Raw genomic sequence first — 18,639 nt, 5'->3', positions numbered from 1 at the left:
GATTTTAACGCTCGATGATTTTTTCCATAGCGCGAGGCAGTCCTAAACTGTCTTGCGCTTTTTGTTGTGTCAACCATTTAAATGCTATTTCAGCCGCTGACAATTTCTCATTCAGCTCGTTTATTTGCTTAGCGTCAATCGTTAATTTACGCGGGGTCAAATACCAATGAAAATGGGTCAGTGAATGTTTAATAGGGGCGTCATCGAGCAATGTATTGCTGACTGCTTTTGCTGCCAATTTATGCTTATCTAACCACTCGTTGATAATTTGCTCGGCAGTGGTAAATTCTGCTTCATATACTTTTTCATTACTGGTCACTTTTAATAATGTATCGTCAATTTCAGTTTTTTTCTGCGGCAGTTTTAGTATTCACTTTGCCTGCGGTTTTTTCAACAAACTGTAAAGGTAAACTCCACAGTCCGCCCCAAATGCCATTATCAGGGCGTTGTAGCCACAGTATTTTGCCATCAATGTCTTCAATCAATAACGCATTGCTAAACTTGCTGGGCTTGGGTTGCTTTTTTGCTTTGACTGGATAATCTGTTTCGCGCCCCTCTGCATGTGCCAAGCAGTCCTCTTGAAGGGGACATAATAGGCAGGCAGGTTTGCTACGCGTGCATAATGTCGCGCCCATATCCATCATCGCTTGCGCGAACAATCCTGAGTCATCGACAGGCGTTAAACGCTCTGCCAATGCCCATAGCTCTTTGGTGGTGGCAGACTTGGTAATATCACCGTCAATCGCTGCCCAACGCGTCAAGACACGTTTGACATTACCATCACAGATGACGCCATAACGATGTAAGCCCATCGCCATAATCGCGCCAGCGGTCGATGGCCCAACGCCAGAGATGGCTTCCCACCCTGCTAGCGTCTGCGGAAAGTCGCCCGTCTCATCAATGACTTCGACCAGTTGTTTCGCGCCTTTATGCAAATTACGCGCGCGCGCATAATAGCCAAGTCCTGCCCAATGCTCCGCAACCGTATCCCATTCTGCGGCGGCTAAATCTTGCACGGTCGGAAACGATGCCATAAAACGGGCAAAGTAGGGCAGCACTGTCGTTACTTGCGTCTGCTGTAGCATGACTTCGGATAGCCAGACGACATAAGGATTGGGCGCGTCGGTTTGGTGCTGCTGCCAAGGTAGGTCATGGCGACCGTTTTCGGCGAACCAATCGAGTAGGCGCGGGGCGAACGAATCGAGAGAAGTACCGAGTTGAGTAAAATTATTTTCTATCGTTGTAAGGTTTGCAGTGGGGGTAAGCTGAGTCATATCATCAATTTTTGGCATATTAGTGTATGAATTATAACCGATTTTTGAGAGAAATGAGTTGATATCGCTGTTGTGCGCTGCTCGAGATTACCACGATGTAAGCGTCTTTTGAGTGTGAGTGTTAAAAAATAGAGTATGTAACAGAAAACTTAATGTAGAGTTGCAAATTTATAAAGTAAATCTTACAAAATTAATTGAATTTTGTAGAAAAATTAACTTATCATTGTTGTGCTTTTTGCAAGATTATGACTCTCATTCTCGCTAGAGTCGCAAGAGCACCTTTGAGTTAACGATAACTCGTTGTCTGGTTTCATCAAATACGCTTATTAAAGCTCACTAAGCATCATTTCAAACAAACGCTCACATGTATGAGTAATATTTAGGACTCTTTATGAAGTTAATCTCGAACTACTTATCTAAAGCAATATTGGCGCTAGCAGTCATTGGCTGTTCAGCCAACGTTTTGGCCGCCAAACCAAATCTAGTATTACAACAGCCCAATGTTTCTTTAGAGTTGGCCAATGAATTAATCGATGCCACCATGGCAGCCTGTCACGCAGAGGGCAAATCTGCCGTTGTCGCAGTTGTTGATCGTGCTGGTAATTTAATCGCGCTACAGCGTGATGATAACGTTGGTCCGCACAATACTGATGCTGCTGTTCGCAAGGCATTTACGGCATTATCTACCAAGACGCCTTCACGCACTTTGGCGGATAATGCTCGCGCTAATCCAGACTCAAATAACCTGAATACGGTAAATGATTTACTGCTGATCGGCGGTGGTGTGCCGTTAAAGTTTGGCAATGATGTGATTGGCGCTATTGCAGCGGGCGGCGCAGGCGGTGCAGTACAAGACGAAGCTTGTGCGTTGAAAGCTATCGAAAAAGTCATGCCTAAACAGAAGTAGTTGATGGCTTAGATATCGCTAAATGATTTAGATATCATCGAAAAACTTCGATATCGCTAGCAGTAGACATAAAAAAGCCCTTAGGGGCTTTTTTGTATGAGCTCTAAAAAATAGTTTTTAGGATCCTAATTCAAAGATTAATCTTTATAGTTCAGTATACATTGCGATGGGATCGATAATTATTTCATTGCTAAGCCTGCCAGTGAATGCGGATTCTAAATTAGTTATATGAGAAACCATGTTCATTATAGCTTCTTTCAAAGTTTCATAGTCATGCGCTGCTTCAGGAGGGCTAGTTTGTTCTTTTTCATATTGTGTAATTATACCGAATAAAGTAAATTGAACTTCAGTCTGTCTTGAATATTTACGAATTACTAAGTCTTCTGGTTCTCTAAGAAACTTTCGATTAAGATTAGCTGAAGCTATATGATTGGAAAGATTCATTTGTACTTCAAGTTGACCTCCTAAACCATATTCTAAAAGAAAACCTAAATCATCAAGTAACTGTTTATCAAAATTTAAGCCTTGCTCGATTGATAGTTTATCTATATCACTAATTCTCTTAATTTCAGCGTTCAGCACGCTAATTTTATCTCTTTCATCTTTTCCTTTTTGAACTCTCGAGAGTTCCGCTTTAACTAACTTAATATTTTCGTAATTAGTAACATATGTTAGTGCTTTACCCATTCGGTTAAAGTTATTAAGAGTACTTATTATTGAATCTATATCGTTGAATGTTGCCTTTGCTGTGACTTTTATAAATGATTTTTCTTTTATCAGTTTCTCTAAACTAGAGCTTTCGTATGAAACTGTCAGTACTTTATTTTCTTCAATAAGCTTTTTTTCAAAAAGAGTATATGAGTAGTCATTTAAAAACTTCTTTTCTGTGTTCTTTCACTGTTTTTTAAGATATCGCCAACTATTCTACCGCTATTCATAGAACCTTTTTGTTGTTCTGATTCTGATTTTTCTAAGTTCTTCTCATTCAAAACGTATTCAGTTACTCCCTCAAAAAGCTGTGAAGATAGCGAATACATTTTGTCTTCATCAAGATATATAATATTTTTAATCACTTCTTTTCCTTTTATATAGTCATCATAGTGTTTCTTCTAGTATCTACTATTGACCAAACAGCTATAAGTATACCTATCAAAGCTAAGATAATAGTCGCAACTATAATTATAGTAGTCATATTTTATTCTCAACAGAAGTAATAGGTATTCTTGAAACTGCATCATATACTGAGTAGCTGATAACAAATGAAACTACTGATAAACCAATAGCACAAAATGTTATAGCTTTAATATCAATAACATCTGCTCCAACTAGATTCAAAGCTAATAAAATGCTATAAAAAGCTATAAATGTAATCGAAATACCATTTTGGACAGTTTTCCACTGTTCTCGTTGTCCTTCGTAGTGTTCTATTTCGTTGATATTAGAGATGTGCAAAACTAATCCGAAAGCAACAAAATCAGAGGCTGATAATAGATCGAGACTACCTTCTTTAGTTACAAACCAAACCATAAATCTTGCCAGAATGGGAATTAAACCTACAAGTACTGTATAAATTAGCCATTTAGTCTTTTTATTTCTCATAGTCCAAGATGTACCTTAGAAGTTTTAGAGTAAATAAGTACGCATATTATCAATATCAAACTATAGTAGGATTATGTTCCGGTAACCTACTTTCGATTCTTCCGCGTTTTCAAACGACGTAAGCGTTTTTCTTCTTCTTTAGCGATTCTTTTCTCTTCTGCTGCTAAGCGTTGCTCGGCGACGACGAGTTCTTCAGCTTCAGACATGGCTGGCGTCTCAAGCGTAATGCGCCCAAGCTTAGCGCTACGTAACTCGTTGATCAAAATCTCAGACATGCGGTAGGTATCGACTTGATTGCCCGAACGTACACAGCCGCGATTGCGTCCAGCGACTTCAAAAAACTCCCAATCAGTCTTTGGTAGTGCTTCTATTTTATAGCGGGTTTTTAGTAGCTCAGGATAGGCTTGCATCAAGTATTCAGCGGTATAGCTCGCAACATCAGCGAAGTCAAAAGCCGTATCACGAATACCGCCCGTCGCTGCCAGACGATAGCCAGAGTTTTCGTTTTCGACTTTTGGCCATAGCATACCGGGCGTGTCATAGAGCATGATGTCATCGTCAAGTTTAATCAATTGCTGCGACTTGGTGACCGCTGGCTCATCGCCAGTTCTTGCGACAGCACGTCCAGCCAAGGTATTAATCAATGTTGATTTACCAACGTTTGGAATTCCCATAATCATGGCTTTGATTTGGCGACCCGTGCCCACTTTATTGGGCACAAGTTGTTTACAGATGGCGATGATACGTTTGACATCATTGGCTTTATCAGTATCGCAAGCAATGGCTTTCACACCGCTTTGCTGCTCAAGATAGTCCATCCACGCTTGGGTCAATTCAGGATCAGCAAGGTCGGCTTTGTTCAGGATTTTGATGACGGGCTTTTCGCCGCGCAATGCCGCGACCATTGGGTTTTCACTACTATATGGGATACGCGCATCGATGACCTCGATGACCAAATCCATCTGCGGCATGATTTCTTTGATTTCGTTACGGGCTTTGTTCATGTGCCCAGGGAACCACTGAATACTTGCTCTCTATCCATCTGCTTTCATAACCTTTTATAAAAAATGCGCAAAGTAAGACGATCGTCATTTACTTTTCATGGTGTCCAGTTTACTACAGAACCACCTTGCTCACGCTACAATTTCGCCCAACCAGATGCGCTGTTACTCTTGAGCTGGATTTTCTATTTCATCGCGGGCAGGGGGTAACGGTGCAAGATAACCAATTAATAGTATTAAACTGCCTGCGCCAAGGAAAGATATCACTCGCCAAATCGCTTCGGTTTGTGACAAATCGACTAAGACTAGTTTAAGGACGACGACACCCAATAGCCCAATACCCATAAACCAAAGCGCGCGTTGCCAGTAGCGACTCGCTATGATGGTGGCAACCAATGCCAAGAGCGTCCATAAAATCGTCAGTCCTGTTTGTACTTGCTCGCTCTGCCATGCGCCGCCTTGATGGTCATCCCAAAGTGGCGTACCAATAAAGGCGTGTAGCGTTCTGACCAACATGCTGGAGATTAACCAAAAACTGATTAGTCCCAATATGATTAGCAAATTCTCAGTGGTGAATACGCGCTTAGATTTGGCAGCTACACTCGAATCGATAACGGTTTCATTGTGGCGACGTTGGCTGATGTAATACAGACTAAAGCCAACCGATAGCGTCAGCCATGAGGTAATGTCGTATAAATTCAGTAGTGGGAAGTAGGACATACCCCAAATTACACCATCATATAACCAGTTGGTAATGATGACCCAACTTAAAGCAATGGGCGCAAAGATAGCCGCGCAGCTTAATAGCGCTTGTTGCCAATCAAACCAGTATAGTGGGCTTTGTTTTAATACCTGATTCGTGCGCTTATTTTGCTGACGATAATCGGAATTACGATAGCTGAAGCATAGCCCAGCCAATATTAAAATGGCTGGCATCAAGACAGCCATCACGCCAGCGGAATCTGCGAGTCCATAGTGGGCGGCGGCAGCAATGATTAAAATGCTAGCTACCAGCCAGCTCGTGCCATCATAGCGTGACAGCTCGGAATGGTCGTACCACGTCTTTAACCACGATTGTCCGATAATCAACCAACCAACGATTAAACTAGTAAATAGTAGCCAATCTGCTGTCTGCCATATTAAATGAAACTCGAATTTTTGCGGCAATTGTATGACGAGCATGAGATAAAAGACGATCGATAAGCCGTGGCTAAGCTGTCTGATTTCTATCCACGAGTGATAACGATTGATTGTCCAATAAATGGCAAGGCTGACCAGTGCTGCGAGTGCAATCATGGTCGTCGTTGCCAGTGTCCAACTGGCAAACCATTGATTAACATCAAGCAACAATACTTGTATCATCCAAGCCATAGCAGTAAAGGTCAAAAACCGCATGAATACAGGGCTGTGCCAAACAAGATTAAACACGGTGCTTTGGCTATTGATTGAGGTTAGCCATTGCTGGGCGGCATGAGTGCTAATACCTAACGCGTTGGTATAGGTTGCTATCGCATCTGGCGTGGCGTTTTGCTCTTGAGAATATGTTGAATGATTATCTAAGCTATCATTTAAGTCTTCGTTCAAACTCATTTAGCATAGCTGGCGAGTTGTTCGTGCGTAAAATAAATACAGTGGCTAGATAAGTCATAGCCGAAATGGTTAATGCCAATGTCGGATAATCTTGAATGGCGAAGACGACTTTTACCATCAGCATGCCGATACTGATTAGCTGCAATAAAAGACCGAATAGCACTGACCACGCTCGCAATGAGCGCCGTCCAAACCATACCAGTGCCAGTCCTTGTACTGACCAGCCAAAAGCAATCCATTCAGCATCTAATGCTAAAGGTATTACCAGCGCCAAAAAACCAAATCCTAAAGCCAGCATACCTTCGGTGATTAAGGCATAACGCTGGCTACGTTGTATAAACAACCAGCCAAGTCCTAAATAAACAGTGGCTAAAATAGCACTCGCGATGGTTAAGGCGTTAGAAATGTCATCTAATAATGCCGCAAATAAACCAAAGGCTAATATCGGCACTGAAAATAGTAAGCCAGTATCAATAGGAAATACATAGCTGTTATTTCTTACGTGAACGCTATCTAGATGTTTTACGTTGTCTGCGCTATCTGTCTGGATGATGTCTGTTTCATTAAGGGTATTGTAGACAATGATTTGTTGGGCGTAGCGAATGACGACAAACAGATATAGCAGTAAATGTAAGGTGACCAGTAGGACTAAAGACCAGCGCTGCGCCTCAATGACTGTGCTCAAATTTTCACTGATGCCCCAGTAGTAAGCTAACCCAAAGGTCACAGTGACACCGAATAAATTCAGTATTTTCCATGGGCGGTAATGCGCGATAATCGCAATCGTCACGTTCAATAGCAGATAGTAACTAAACAATATCACCAAACTGCCCGTGTCTTCACTGGTCAAAATAGGCGCAAAAAAACCACCCGATAATGCCAACAACGCCAGCGGAAAAGCGTTTTGACGCACGGCGAGTGCAATGGTAATCGCAGATAATAGCCCAAGCCCAATAAAACTCGGTAAACTAGGCAAGACTTGGTAAACGCTATAGGCAAAAAAGGTCGTTAAATACGCAATCGCTAAGCCTGCGCCTTGTAGGGTGATGCCATAAGCAAAGCGATTTTTTGCCAATTTTAGACCTAATGCTGCCAGACCTAAACCGAGGATGCCTATCGCTAAAAGCTTGGATGCTATCGACACTTCGATATAGTCGCTTAACAAGCGAAGTAGTAGCACCACACCGATAAGTAAGACGATCACGCCAACGCGTACGACTAGATTACCGCCAAAAAACCAGTTTTTGATGGAGTGAATGAGTGAAGTGACGATAGGTAGTGAGCGCTCATCCGGCTCTATGGGCGATGGTTTTTTTGGAGAAGGGATTGGTTTCGGGTTAATCGTAGCAGTAGGTAAAGGAGGTGCTGAGTCAAATAGCTCCTCGATAATAGGTTGGGGCGAGTGAGTCTCAGCTATCGTTTGAGCCATTGGTTCAGTATGAACATCAACGTCATTATTGGCGTTATTATTCATAGAGCTGACACGGTGTTGCTGCGCTTGTAACTCATCTTGCAGTTGCGTGATGTCTTGTTGAAGCTGATCAACGCGTCGCTTTAGTTTATGGTAAAAAACGATAATCACTACTAGACAAACAAGCCATACAAACCCGCTGATATCAGACATAGCGCTACCACACCGTTACTCAATATTTGATGGCTTGATGATGACTCGATTTCAAAGCAAACACAAGCAAAGCGCTCATCAAAAAAACGGGCTAGCCCAAGATTATTCGTTCACGATCATGGAGCTGACCTTGATGCTTTATAAACTAAGATGTTTAAGCGGCATATAATTATTTGTCTTTCTGATAATGTACATTCACGCAGGGTTAGATAATTCACCATACCTGAGACGATACCTGCAAACACCGATAATAATTAAAGCTGAAATCAAAGATACTTCGACCGTACCTGCGTATTTTTGCCATAGTACAGCAAGAGAGGTCAATACCCCAAAGGTGAAAAATCCATGCTTTATCGTCAACCAAAAAGCGGTTGGGAAGAAGGCTACTTTTTTTTCTTTGATACCAAAATAAGCCACCATAGTCAAAATCATGGCTAACGTAATCGATAAGGTAACGGAGGTACCGAGCACCGTGTCTTCATTATTGGTAATAGAGTCAACAGATATTGCGATTGATGAGTATGTTTTTAAGAAGAAGTATTGTATGCCGCCGTTAATGAAGGCATTGATTACGCCAGTAAGCATAGCGCCTTTTAGCAATTTTGCGTTTAATGTTGTTGTCATGGTTTATGTTCCAAGTCTAAGCGAATAGGTTTATGCATAAAAAATACTGAGTAGATAAAATCCTACCCAGTATGGTCGAATGCTCAACACGCCCTAGTATGTATCGTTTATAAATTTATGATTAAAGTGATGGCTGAGTTTATGAGGTGGGCATTTTGCTTTTATAAACACCGCCGCCATTGACTGTCAGTTCGGCACCAGTAATCCAAGACGCTGCATCACTTAACAAAAACGCCATCGCTTGAGCGATATCTGCTGGCACGCCACGTCGTTTTAGGACGATACCTTTGACCACATTATCGATCATTTCTTGGGTATAACCGGCTTCTTCAGAGGAAGCACCATTATCTACTGTACCGATGATTAGTGAGTTAAAGCGCACTTCAGGACCTGATGCGACCGCCATACTTTTTACCATATTTAGCAAGCCCGCTTTAGCTGTGCTGTATTCGATAAATTCTGGCGATGGTGTATTACCAACCATGGATCCAGAAAATACCACAGAGGCGTTTTCTTCTTGTTTTAAATACGGCATACATAAACGAGTCAAATGATAAGATCCCAAGGTGTTGAGCTTATACGCATTGACCATTTTTTCGGTGGTAGATTCCCATAAGGGCGTATTTGCACCCCAACCGACGTTGTTGACTACTGCAGAAATCTTGCCGAATTTTGCAATAGTTGCATCGACCAAGGCTGCAATTTGCGTCTCATCAGTAAAGTCAGTTTTCATACCTAAGGTTGCATTGCCTGTTTCTTTTTCGATATCAGCGGCAATTTTCTTCACTTTATCTTCATTTAAATCAGCGAGGACAATGTTGCCTCCTAATGAGCTTAAAAACCGTGCCGCCTCGCTACCAATAGCGCCTGCTGCACCACTGATAATGATGGTTTTATGATGAAAGTCGAATAGTTGTTGGATGGTTTTCATGGTTTACCTTATTATTAGTGAGTGATTAAAGAGCTATCAGCAAGTGGTGTGACCGATTTTATAAATCACGACTGTACAATAACCATGTTAGCGTCTTAAATCCTTACTAATAGTAAGCCTTTGTAAGTGTGTAATGACCAATATGGATTTGTTTACGATAAAAAAGCAGAGTGCGCCGGGCGCACTCTGCTATGCCGGGCGCACTCTGCTATATAGTGGGTTAATAGATAGGGGTTAATAAATAATGTGTTAATAACCTGAAAACAGCTATTGATATGCCTGATCCAAAGATTATTTACCTAAGTTATTTACCTAAGTTATTTACCTAAGTTATTTTCCATAAATTCAAGCATGTTTTCCCAGCTTTGCTTGGCAGCAGATTCGTTGTAGCCAAGATCAACATTTTTAGCAGCGCGCTCATCGGCATGTGGGTTGGTAAAGCCATGCTTAGCGTTGTCATAAACATCGATAATATAGTCAACACCAGCAGCATCTAGTTCTGATTTTAGACCTTCTATTGCTTCCATGGATACCATTGAATCATCGCGACCGTGAGCAACCAATACGTTAGCGGTGAAGTTTTTATCCGCTGGCTGTTTTGGTGTTGGGTTGCCATGGAAAGTGGCAACCGCTTTTAATGGCATGCCTTCGCGAGCCATATCAAGCACGACCTTACCGCCGAAGCAAAAGCCAATCGCTGCTAGATTGTCACCATCAACGGCTAACTGGTCGCTAAAGTCATTAAGGATTAAACGGCAGCGCGCCATCAGCATATCTTGATCTTCTAATACTTGCTCCATCCACATATTCGCTTGTGCAGCATCGGTGGTCAGCTTGCCTTCACCGTAGACGTCCATTGCGACGGCAGCATAACCTGCTTCTGCCAAGCGCTCGACCACTGATTTTGGGTGATCAACGATACCCCACCATTCTGGCGCTACTAAAATTCCCGCAACAGGATGGTCGTCAGATGCATTTTCTGGCAATGCCACATAGCTGATAAGCTGGACACCGTTTTCGGTGGTACTGATTAATTCAAAAGTCTTAATTGACATATTATTATCCTTTTTTATGTGAGGAGTTGTACGTTATAAAGGTTATTTGTCTGTGTTTTTGCGACATCGTTTTTCTTACTTTTACTACCTTAACGCTCAACCTAGGCAAAAACAGCTATAATACTGTAACGCTCTTTATCAAAATGCTACGGCACCTTTATGACACTAAACTTGTTAGACAACTGTGCAGCCCATCTCGACTCTGACGCAACTTTGCCGCAAAAAGTCACGGAAAAATCAGCTGTGAGCTTATTTCCTGACAGTGGTAATGAAAGCAACAGCGACCATGACAGTAAGCTCAATGATACCTTGCGTCCGAATTTTTGGTCGCGCTTTGCACTGTCAGAACTCAATCATAGCGAATGGGAAGCGTTGTGTGATGGCTGTGGCAGCTGCTGTTTGATTAAGTATATTGACGAAGATGAGAATGGCGATGTGGATGAAGAGTTGGTCGAGTATACCGATGTGACTTGCCAGCTAATGGACTGTACGACGGGTTATTGTCAGCACTATGACACGCGTCAAGAGCATGTGCCAGACTGTATTCAGCTGACCATGGACAATCTGCCGCAGATGATGTGGTTGCCTTCGCACTGCGCCTATAAGCGTTTGTATAAAGGACAAAATTTGCCAAATTGGCATTTGTTATTGTCCCAAGATGCAGTGGTAACGCAGCAACAAATGCGTGCTGCCAATGTTGGCGTGGCAGGGCGCTGTGTTTCTGAAACTGGTCTGTCTGATGAAGCGATGGAGGAGGGTGGTCAGCTGGGTTAAGCCTTGATAATATTGAGAGTTACTGAAATCAGTGACATCAGTGACGTTGGTATTATTGCAGGGTAAACGTACAATGCGACTTGATTTTAATAAGAAGCCTGAGCTGCAGATTTGGCTTTTGCCTCAGCATCTTCTTGCGTGTCAGCCAATGGCGGGATAGGAATATCCTGACGAATTTGCTCAGAGAACTCGCGGCTGTTTTCGTTGCTATTAACGCCAGACTCTAGATTGATTTGATTATCAAATCCTTTAACCTTTGAGTTGATATGGGTACGCTCGTACCATGTATCCATTGACCAAGGCTGTCCAGTATTTTCTGGATTAGCGTCAAGCATACCGACATCATATAGATAATTTGGCAGCCAGCCAGAGACCCAAATACGATAATCCCACGGCAGGCGATCACCACTGACGATACGCGCCATATAAAAAATGATATTGGTGCAATTACTGAGTAATGTGTTATACCAAGCAGGCTTGGTATTCAATTCATCGGCAGCGGTTAAGTAAGATTCAAATAGTGACTTGACCTCGTGCTGCTGCAAGTTACTAACGGGAAATAGATAAACTTGCTCGCCACGCGCATTCGTTCGGGTATAAATAATATCGCGCTCTTCTGCGGCAATCAGGCTCAGCTCATAGCGTCTAAAAAACCCTGCTAATGCCGAAAACGACTCGCCTTCTTCTTTACGAATCTCAAATGAGAAAGCAAGCGGTCTATCATCTTCAAAACGAAAACTGACCAAAGTATGGGCAATCAGTGGACCCATCCAGTAAGAATTGGTGACATCGACGCCAGATAGTTTGGACATATCAATGGTACGTGTGTCCCAGCGTTCGGTCGCCTCCGTGTCGGTATGCCAATCAAAGTTGCGTACATTGGTTAGGGTCACTAAATTAGGGTTGATTGCATCGCGCTCGTAAGTGACTCTTTCACTTACCTCAGCCATCCAGTCGCGCTCTTGTTGGGGTTCAATAGAAAAAAACCAGCCAACGCCTACCAACCAAATAGCGCCATATAAAGCGGTTAACCATTTATTTGCTGACTTACTATTTATGGTTGCTTCGTTGCTCCATGGTTTACTGCTGTGTTGTTTATGATCAAAGCGCTGAGCTATTTTCGGCCAATAGCGAACGCTCAGTAAGGCTGTCAGTACACCAACAATGAAAATTGCGGCTAACCAAGTGATGGCAGAGCCTGCCCCAAACTGATACCAAATCGCCAGCAATAACCAGACGGCTGACAGTAGCAAGGTAATAATGATGAAAAACTGTACAAAATAATATCGCCATGTAGGTGTCGGTTGGCGACCATTCGCAGTGTTATTTTTTAAGCCGTGTCTATCCGAACCATGATTATTTGACTCAAGCGTGTCCAAGCCGTTATCTGAACGATGGCTATGTGAGTGCGGCGTGAGCAGGCGAGAGAAAAAGGAACGTAGCGACATAGGGTGTGCTTTGGTGTGTGAAGGCTTTGACCATAGCAAAGTTTATAACGTACTGACAATACAATTTGAGTGAATTTATCGTTGAATGTCGGTGAGCCTTGCGCTAAAGTGAAGCTACTTTGATCTGCTCCATTTATAATTTAATAATCAAAGATCTGTTTTATTTGCTGTATTCATCCCCATCTACGTCTGTTATTACGTATTATTGTTTTTACGTATTATTTTAATTGTTATTAACTAAAGAGGTTAAATCACATCACCATGTCTGACGACACTCCCAGCCCGAGTAGTTGGTCGATGCGCGGCTTAAAACGCTGGCTATCGACCGCCCCCGAAACCCGTGACGAATTGATTCGTCTGGTACAAGACTCGCGCCAGTTCTTAGAGCCTGATACCGTCGATATGTTAGAAGGCGTGCTGGATCTGCCTGCGACACAAGTGCGCGAAATCATGACTCCGCGTCCGCAAGTGGTTGGGCTACACGAAGCACCAGTCTCGCTGAGGTGATGGATATCATCCTTGAGACCACCCATTCGCGCTATCCTGTCTTTGACAGTCAAGATGATGATGCCGTCATTGGCATTTTATTGGCAAAAGATTTGATTCCTATTCTTGTGCATATGGTGCGCGATCAAGAAGATAAAATCGATAGCAAACGTTTGAGAGATTTGGTACGTCAGCCGCTATATATTAGTGAGACGGCACGTTCTGATACCTTGTTACGCTCATTGCAGCGTACCCAAGTACATATGGCGATTGTCGTCGATGAATTCGGCAACTTTGGCGGTGTCGTTACCATGGAAGACTTGCTTGAAGAGATTGTGGGTGACATCGTCGATGAGCATGATGACTTCGATGAAGACAGTGATATCAATAACATCGTCGCTGATCCTGAAAAACCAAATACGTGGCGTGTGCAAGCGTCTACCGTGATTGAAGACTGTAATGATGAGCTTGGCAGTCATTTTGATGATACGGATGTCGATACCATGGGTGGTCTAGTCATGCAGGCGCTTGGTTATGTGGGTGATTTGGAAGGTGAAAGCGTGGTGATAGATGATTGGAAAATCACTATTACTGATGTTGAAGGGCGTTTTATCCAAAATCTTGAGCTCACCAAAATCAATCCTGATCAGCAAATATTGATAGGCAGTCATTGATGTGTCGATAGCGACCTAAACATTGTTTGATATACTCAAAAAAACACGATTGCGGTCGTGTTTTTTTGTGTTTGCTATTGGGTATTTGCTACGCAATGTTACCTATTAATGGGTTGAGACTGGTATCATGGGCGGGTTTAACTTTTAGATACTGTACAAAACACAATACGGTCTGCTTCAGCTTGGTTTTCATCTGAATGTTGACGCTTAAAATTTTGAAAAATATGGTTTTGGATAACTGCTATGCGCCTGTCTACTGTTGATTTACAAAAACGCCTGAACCCTGATAAGCCAAAGGGTTTGCCTATAGCGCTGACGGTATTGATTGCGTTGTTGGCAGGTGCGGTGTTTATATTTGCACTGGCGCCTTATGGCATTTGGCCACTAGCATTGGTTTCGCCTGCTATTTTATATGCATTATTGATGCCTGATATGAGCGGTAAACGTGCTTTTCTTATCGGTCAGGCTTATGGTACGGGACTTTGGTGCGTTGGTGCATTTTGGTTATACACCTCTATTCATGTTTATGGCGATACGCCAGCGTGGCTTGCGCTGATTATGATTGCGCTGATGGGGTTAGGCATGGGGTTATTCCATGGCTTTTTGGCGTTGGTTTTCAACCGTATGGTCGGTCGTCAGCCATTGTCGTTTGCGGCGCTATGGATACTCCAAGAGTGGCTGAAAACGTGGCTGTTCACTGGATTCCCGTGGTTGTTTGTCGGTTATGCCTTTACGGAGCAGTATTGGTTATCGTCATTAGCACCAGTTGCTGGCGTCTTTGCAGTGTCTTTTGTGGCGGTATTATTGGCAGCCAGTTTGGTTGAGCTATTGCGTCGCCGTGGCGGCTATATGATTCCGTCGATAGCATTGTTGGTCATTAGCAGCGCGTTATGGTTGATTAATCCGCAATGGACGAAACCAAAAGGCACACCTGATTTGTCCGTGTCCTTAATCCAAGGTAATATTCCACAAGATTTAAAATGGCTCACCGAATATCAAATAGAAACCCTGAAAATTTATGCAACTCTGACAAGTACTGAGTGGGATCGCGATATCGTCTTATGGCCAGAATCCTCGATTCCTATGTTTCAAGATGAAGCGATTGGCTTTATCAGTGAAATGGTTAAAATGGCCAAGAAACAGATACCACATGGGTAACAGGTATTCCTTATCGAGATTTAGAAAACTTTGACCCAAAAACGGATAAATATCCGCCATTTTATAATAGCGTGGTTGCGCTAGGTAGTGACGCTGAGGGGATGTATAAAAAGCAGCGTCTGGTACCATTTGGTGAATATATTCCCTTCGAAGGCATGTTAGATATCTTGCCAAATCTTGCTGGTAGTCAAGAAATCATGAGCTATAGTCGTGGTAGTGACAACCAATCACCGCTGCGTGTACGTGGTCATAATTTGGGCTCAGCAGTATGTTATGAAGTGGCTTACCCTGATACCACCCGTAAAAACGCGATTGGCACGGACTTCTTATTGACCATCTCAAACGATGCTTGGTTTGGTACGTCGGCAGGTCCATTGCAACATCTGCAAATGGTGCAGATGCGCGCGCTAGAGAATGGGCGTTGGTTTATGCGCGCAACCAATACGGGCGTGACCGCTATCATCGATCATAAAGGTCGTATCGTCGAGCGTGCACCGCAGTTTGAGCGCACAGTATTGCGCGGTGATATTCAGGCGCGGGTTGGTATACACCTTTTATGAGCTTCGGTAATTATCCGATTCTCTTTATCATTACGCTGTTACTTGTCTTGAGCTACTTTGGTAAGCGTGGGATGCCGCAACCGCGTTTGGGTAAGTCGCTAAAATAATTGGCTATTATTACCAGTGATAATGAATCGCTCGAATGAGTTATGAGAATTAACCACAAAAGCGAGTGGCAAAGTTTGTTGATAATAAATCCTTTAAATACTTAAGGGTTTTAACAAATCGGTACGAATTGCGATATAATAGACCAATATTTTAAATATTTTGTGCAAGGTGGATAAGGTATGTCAGAACATATTGTCGAAAACAACCCTAAGAAAGAGTTCTTATTTGCTTTAGGCGGTGTTGCCTTATTTTTAGGTATCGTCTTACTTATTGGTATTTCTGGATTTTTGCGTCCAGCAGGCGAGCACATTACTGCTGAGACAACCGAAACCTCAGCGGCGGCTGATGAAGCAGAAGCGATTGCTGCTGAAGACACTGCGCCAGCTGAAACAGCACCTGTAGCCGCGGATGCTACAGCGACTGATACTGCTGCAGACGCAAGCGTTACCCCAGCGACCGATACTGATAGCGCTGTGGTTACTGCAGAAGCTGGTACTGCAACTGCTTCTGGTACAGTCAGTCAAACTGCGGTTGCAGATGCTGATCTAACGGCTGAGCAAGCAGACGGTGATTTGGAAGCGGGTGATACCACTGATGAAGCGGTAGCCGCACAGTAATATACGTAAGTCGATGCTACTTTTTTAAAGTACGGATCGACAAACCGCTTCGCTTAAAGTCCAAGTATTTTTGCTTAAAGCCTAAGTGTTTTTGCTTAAAACCTAAGTATTATTGTAATACCATAAGCACAACAGCGTCGTCATCACTGACATTGATGCTAAAAATAAAAGTCCGCTTTCAGCCAATGATAGCGGGCTTTTTTGTGGGTATTTGTGTAATTATTGACCAATTATTTCTTTACTTGATTATATCCAAGTGAAACAATGATGCGCCTATATGACCGCTTGTCGGGATAATTATATATTTGGTCGTTAATACAGTGGTCTTTAAAGGAATAAAGTTATGAGTACAGAATCAAAGTCAGAGGTTAGTGCTGCTGAATTGGCAGCACTAGATAATGGATTTATGGGGCACCCTAAGCCGCTACGTCCATTGTTTTTCACAGAAATGTGGGAGCGATTCTCTTATTATAGTATCCGTCCACTATTAGTATTATTTATGGTAGCGACCGTCGGTAGTGGCGGTTTTGGTTTCGATGAAGTTACAGCTTCTGCTATCTATGGTATTTTTGCTGGTTCGTTATATTTAGCGGCAGTACCGGGTGGCTGGTTGGCTGATAATTGGCTCGGTCAAGAGCGTGCACTCTGGTGGGGTAGTATTTTATCGCCCTTGGTCATTTGTGTATCGCACTATCGGCTATGTTTGGGATGACGCTGTTTTTTGTGGGTTTGATGTGTATCGTTCTCGGTTCAGGCTTATTTAAAACCTGTATCTCCGTGATGGTCGGAACGTTGTATCCCAAAGGCGATGCACGCCGTGATAGCGGCTTTACTCTATTTTATATGGGTATCAATATTGGTGCGCTACTGGCTGCCCTTATCGTTGGCGTATTTAAAGAAAAAGGTATGTGGCATGTAGGCTTTGGTGTCGGTGGTCTTGGCATGTTAGCTTCACTATTGATTTATCGTTTTTCAGCTAAAAAAACCTTAAATCGTTATGCTCGTGCCAAAAACATTACGCCTGAATGGGAACAAACGACTGGACGTTTCAAAAATGTAGGTCGCTGGGTTGGCGGGTTTCTCGCGCTACTTGCTGCCATTACTGTCTTAGTGTCGACTGGTATTATGCCATTTAACCCTGAAATGGTTGCTCAGTATATGACTTACCTCATTGCCGCAGTCGTCATATTATACTTTGCTGTCATGTTTATTTCACCGCGATTGGATAAAACTGACAAGCTGCGTTTGTTAATTTGTTTTATCTTAATCATCGGCTCGACGCTATTTTGGTCAAGCTTTGAGCAGCAGCCAACGTCTTTTAACCTGTTCGCCGACCGCTATACAGACCTGAATGTTTTAGGCTTTGAAGTGCCTAGTATTTGGTTTCAATCGCTTAATCCTTTGTTTATTTTAATATTAGCGCCGATCATTAGCATTGTCTGGGTCAAGCTTGCCAATCGAGGCCTTGAGCCAAATAGTATGGTAAAGTTTGCGCTTGGTATGTTGTTTGCCGCTGCAGGCTTTGCCTTGATGATATTTGCCTCAAAAAGCATTTTGACTAGCGATGGTGGATTGGCTTCACCTTTATGGTTAGTGGGTAGTTTATTATTGCTGACCCTTGGTGAGTTGGCGCTCAGTCCTGTTGGTCTGTCTGCAATGACTAAGCTTGCGCCAAAAGGCATGCAAGGTCAGATGATGGGGCTTTTCTTTGCTTCTCTTGCTTTAGGTAATTTGGTTGCTGCGTTCTTTGGTGGTCAAGTATCAGCGGATAAGATCGAAGGGTTGCCGGGCTTATTTACGATGATGACGATCTTTTTGGTGGTCACAGCCGTTGTCTTATTGGCATTAGCCAAACCGATCAATAATATGCTGCAAAAAAGCGAGCGTGCAGATAAGCTGAGCTAATTCAGACACACGGTTAACGGATTTAGGATCAATAGCAATACCAGCAAAAATGTTAGATGGCGAGACGTGTTACCATGATCGGTAGCACGTTTTATGGTGACACTTAGTAAGTTATTGCCCCCACGCTATTGAAAGTACGCTTTCCGCCCAAACATCTAATAATGCTCTGCTGTAATGCTCCTAAAAATAGCTAGCCTCATTTATCTGGTCATTGACAATATTTTAATTTTTAAGACATTGAGCTGCTTATGTAGGTTTAGATGCTGAGCATTCAATGAATGATAAATAGCAAACGCCTAAAACA

The 18,639-nt window shown here is 42.8% G+C and carries 14 protein-coding genes and 4 pseudogenes; 6 read left to right on the top strand and 12 right to left on the bottom strand.

What is annotated here, in order from left to right:
- Window positions 1-4 precede the first annotated feature (4 nt).
- Together G7Y90_RS02035 and mutY are read right to left on the bottom strand one after the other, a co-directional pair.
- Entirely contained in the window at window positions 5-319 is a 315-nt protein-coding gene (locus G7Y90_RS02035; protein WP_250163248.1) for an NUDIX hydrolase, read from the bottom strand.
- 22 nt (window positions 320-341) lie between these two features.
- On the bottom strand, window positions 342-1,292 hold the full coding sequence (mutY, locus tag G7Y90_RS02030; protein WP_250163247.1) for an A/G-specific adenine glycosylase: 951 nt from the start codon (window positions 1,290-1,292) through the stop codon (window positions 342-344).
- Between the two features lie 373 nt (window positions 1,293-1,665).
- Here mutY and G7Y90_RS02025 point away from each other — a divergent pair, with 373 nt between their 5' ends.
- Window positions 1,666-2,181 (top strand): GlcG/HbpS family heme-binding protein, encoded by a 516-nt coding sequence (locus G7Y90_RS02025; protein ID WP_238034592.1) that lies wholly within the window; start codon window positions 1,666-1,668, stop codon window positions 2,179-2,181.
- Window positions 2,182-2,325: 144 nt separating this feature from the next.
- Here G7Y90_RS02025 and G7Y90_RS02020 read toward each other — a convergent pair whose 3' ends face one another.
- From G7Y90_RS02020 to G7Y90_RS01980, 9 genes are all read right to left on the bottom strand, one after another.
- Complete coding sequence (locus G7Y90_RS02020) at window positions 2,326-3,015, bottom strand: DUF6414 family protein (RefSeq protein WP_502937411.1); 690 nt, start codon at window positions 3,013-3,015, stop codon at window positions 2,326-2,328.
- Between the two features lie 35 nt (window positions 3,016-3,050).
- Window positions 3,051-3,254, bottom strand: coding sequence for a DUF6414 family protein (locus G7Y90_RS02015; RefSeq protein WP_250163245.1), 204 nt, complete (start codon window positions 3,252-3,254; stop codon window positions 3,051-3,053).
- Between the two features lie 115 nt (window positions 3,255-3,369).
- Window positions 3,370-3,780 (bottom strand): hypothetical protein, encoded by a 411-nt coding sequence (locus G7Y90_RS02010; RefSeq protein ID WP_201560905.1) that lies wholly within the window; start codon window positions 3,778-3,780, stop codon window positions 3,370-3,372.
- An 86-nt stretch (window positions 3,781-3,866) separates the two neighbouring features.
- A complete protein-coding gene (ylqF, locus tag G7Y90_RS02005; RefSeq protein WP_250163244.1) occupies window positions 3,867-4,784 on the bottom strand; it encodes a ribosome biogenesis GTPase YlqF in 918 nt (305 codons plus the stop codon).
- A 162-nt stretch (window positions 4,785-4,946) separates the two neighbouring features.
- Window positions 4,947-6,365 carry a DUF2339 domain-containing protein gene (locus G7Y90_RS02000; protein ID WP_250163243.1) on the bottom strand — a complete coding sequence of 473 codons (1,419 nt, stop codon included), beginning with the start codon at window positions 6,363-6,365 and terminating at the stop codon, window positions 4,947-4,949.
- The gene (locus tag G7Y90_RS01995; RefSeq protein ID WP_250163242.1) at window positions 6,346-7,995 is read right to left on the bottom strand and encodes a DUF2339 domain-containing protein; all 1,650 of its coding nucleotides are present in this window, start codon (window positions 7,993-7,995) and stop codon (window positions 6,346-6,348) included. The genes G7Y90_RS02000 and G7Y90_RS01995 overlap by 20 nt, the downstream gene beginning before the upstream one ends.
- Window positions 7,996-8,190: 195 nt before the next feature.
- Window positions 8,191-8,619, bottom strand: coding sequence for a hypothetical protein (locus tag G7Y90_RS01990; RefSeq protein WP_250163241.1), 429 nt, complete (start codon window positions 8,617-8,619; stop codon window positions 8,191-8,193).
- Window positions 8,620-8,758: 139 nt separating this feature from the next.
- Window positions 8,759-9,550 (bottom strand): SDR family NAD(P)-dependent oxidoreductase, encoded by a 792-nt coding sequence (locus tag G7Y90_RS01985; protein ID WP_250163240.1) that lies wholly within the window; start codon window positions 9,548-9,550, stop codon window positions 8,759-8,761.
- A gap of 317 nt (window positions 9,551-9,867) precedes the next feature.
- Window positions 9,868-10,605, bottom strand: a complete 738-nt coding sequence (locus G7Y90_RS01980) for a dienelactone hydrolase family protein (RefSeq protein WP_250163239.1) — start codon at window positions 10,603-10,605, stop codon at window positions 9,868-9,870.
- A 309-nt stretch (window positions 10,606-10,914) separates the two neighbouring features.
- On the opposite strand from G7Y90_RS01980, the pseudogene G7Y90_RS01975 reads away from it, so the two are divergent.
- A pseudogene (locus G7Y90_RS01975) lies at window positions 10,915-11,386 on the top strand (YcgN family cysteine cluster protein).
- Between the two features lie 79 nt (window positions 11,387-11,465).
- Here the strand turns inward: G7Y90_RS01975 and G7Y90_RS01970 are convergent.
- On the bottom strand, window positions 11,466-12,827 hold the full coding sequence (locus tag G7Y90_RS01970; RefSeq protein ID WP_201560909.1) for an Lnb N-terminal periplasmic domain-containing protein: 1,362 nt from the start codon (window positions 12,825-12,827) through the stop codon (window positions 11,466-11,468).
- Window positions 12,828-13,088: 261 nt separating this feature from the next.
- Here G7Y90_RS01970 and G7Y90_RS01965 point away from each other — a divergent pair.
- From G7Y90_RS01965 to G7Y90_RS01950, 4 genes and pseudogenes are all read left to right on the top strand, one after another.
- Window positions 13,089-13,987 (top strand): annotated as a pseudogene (locus G7Y90_RS01965) (transporter associated domain-containing protein).
- Between the two features lie 243 nt (window positions 13,988-14,230).
- Window positions 14,231-15,812: pseudogene (gene lnt, locus G7Y90_RS01960) on the top strand (apolipoprotein N-acyltransferase).
- A 180-nt stretch (window positions 15,813-15,992) separates the two neighbouring features.
- On the top strand, window positions 15,993-16,430 hold the full coding sequence (locus G7Y90_RS01955; RefSeq protein WP_060491940.1) for a hypothetical protein: 438 nt from the start codon (window positions 15,993-15,995) through the stop codon (window positions 16,428-16,430).
- A gap of 343 nt (window positions 16,431-16,773) precedes the next feature.
- Window positions 16,774-18,335, top strand: a pseudogene (locus G7Y90_RS01950) (peptide MFS transporter).
- Window positions 18,336-18,639: the final 304 nt, after the last annotated feature.

The organism is Psychrobacter sp. WY6 (genome assembly GCF_018448495.1).
Lineage (GTDB): Bacteria > Pseudomonadota > Gammaproteobacteria > Pseudomonadales > Moraxellaceae > Psychrobacter.
This window is presented reverse-complemented; position numbering and strand designations above follow the sequence as displayed.

What these genes read in the sequence shown, in the direction of transcription:
- mutY (WP_250163247.1), bottom strand. Translation starts at nt 1,292, where the DNA reads ATGCCAAAAATTGATGATATGACTCAGCTTACCCCCACTGCAAACCTT.
- G7Y90_RS02025 (WP_238034592.1), top strand. Translation starts at nt 1,666, where the DNA reads ATGAAGTTAATCTCGAACTACTTATCTAAAGCAATATTGGCGCTAGCA.
- G7Y90_RS02010 (WP_201560905.1), bottom strand. Translation starts at nt 3,780, where the DNA reads ATGAGAAATAAAAAGACTAAATGGCTAATTTATACAGTACTTGTAGGT.
- ylqF (WP_250163244.1), bottom strand. Translation starts at nt 4,784, where the DNA reads ATGAACAAAGCCCGTAACGAAATCAAAGAAATCATGCCGCAGATGGAT.
- G7Y90_RS01995 (WP_250163242.1), bottom strand. Translation starts at nt 7,995, where the DNA reads ATGTCTGATATCAGCGGGTTTGTATGGCTTGTTTGTCTAGTAGTGATT.
- G7Y90_RS01990 (WP_250163241.1), bottom strand. Translation starts at nt 8,619, where the DNA reads ATGACAACAACATTAAACGCAAAATTGCTAAAAGGCGCTATGCTTACT.
- G7Y90_RS01985 (WP_250163240.1), bottom strand. Translation starts at nt 9,550, where the DNA reads ATGAAAACCATCCAACAACTATTCGACTTTCATCATAAAACCATCATT.
- G7Y90_RS01980 (WP_250163239.1), bottom strand. Translation starts at nt 10,605, where the DNA reads ATGTCAATTAAGACTTTTGAATTAATCAGTACCACCGAAAACGGTGTC.
- G7Y90_RS01970 (WP_201560909.1), bottom strand. Translation starts at nt 12,827, where the DNA reads ATGTCGCTACGTTCCTTTTTCTCTCGCCTGCTCACGCCGCACTCACAT.
- G7Y90_RS01955 (WP_060491940.1), top strand. Translation starts at nt 15,993, where the DNA reads ATGTCAGAACATATTGTCGAAAACAACCCTAAGAAAGAGTTCTTATTT.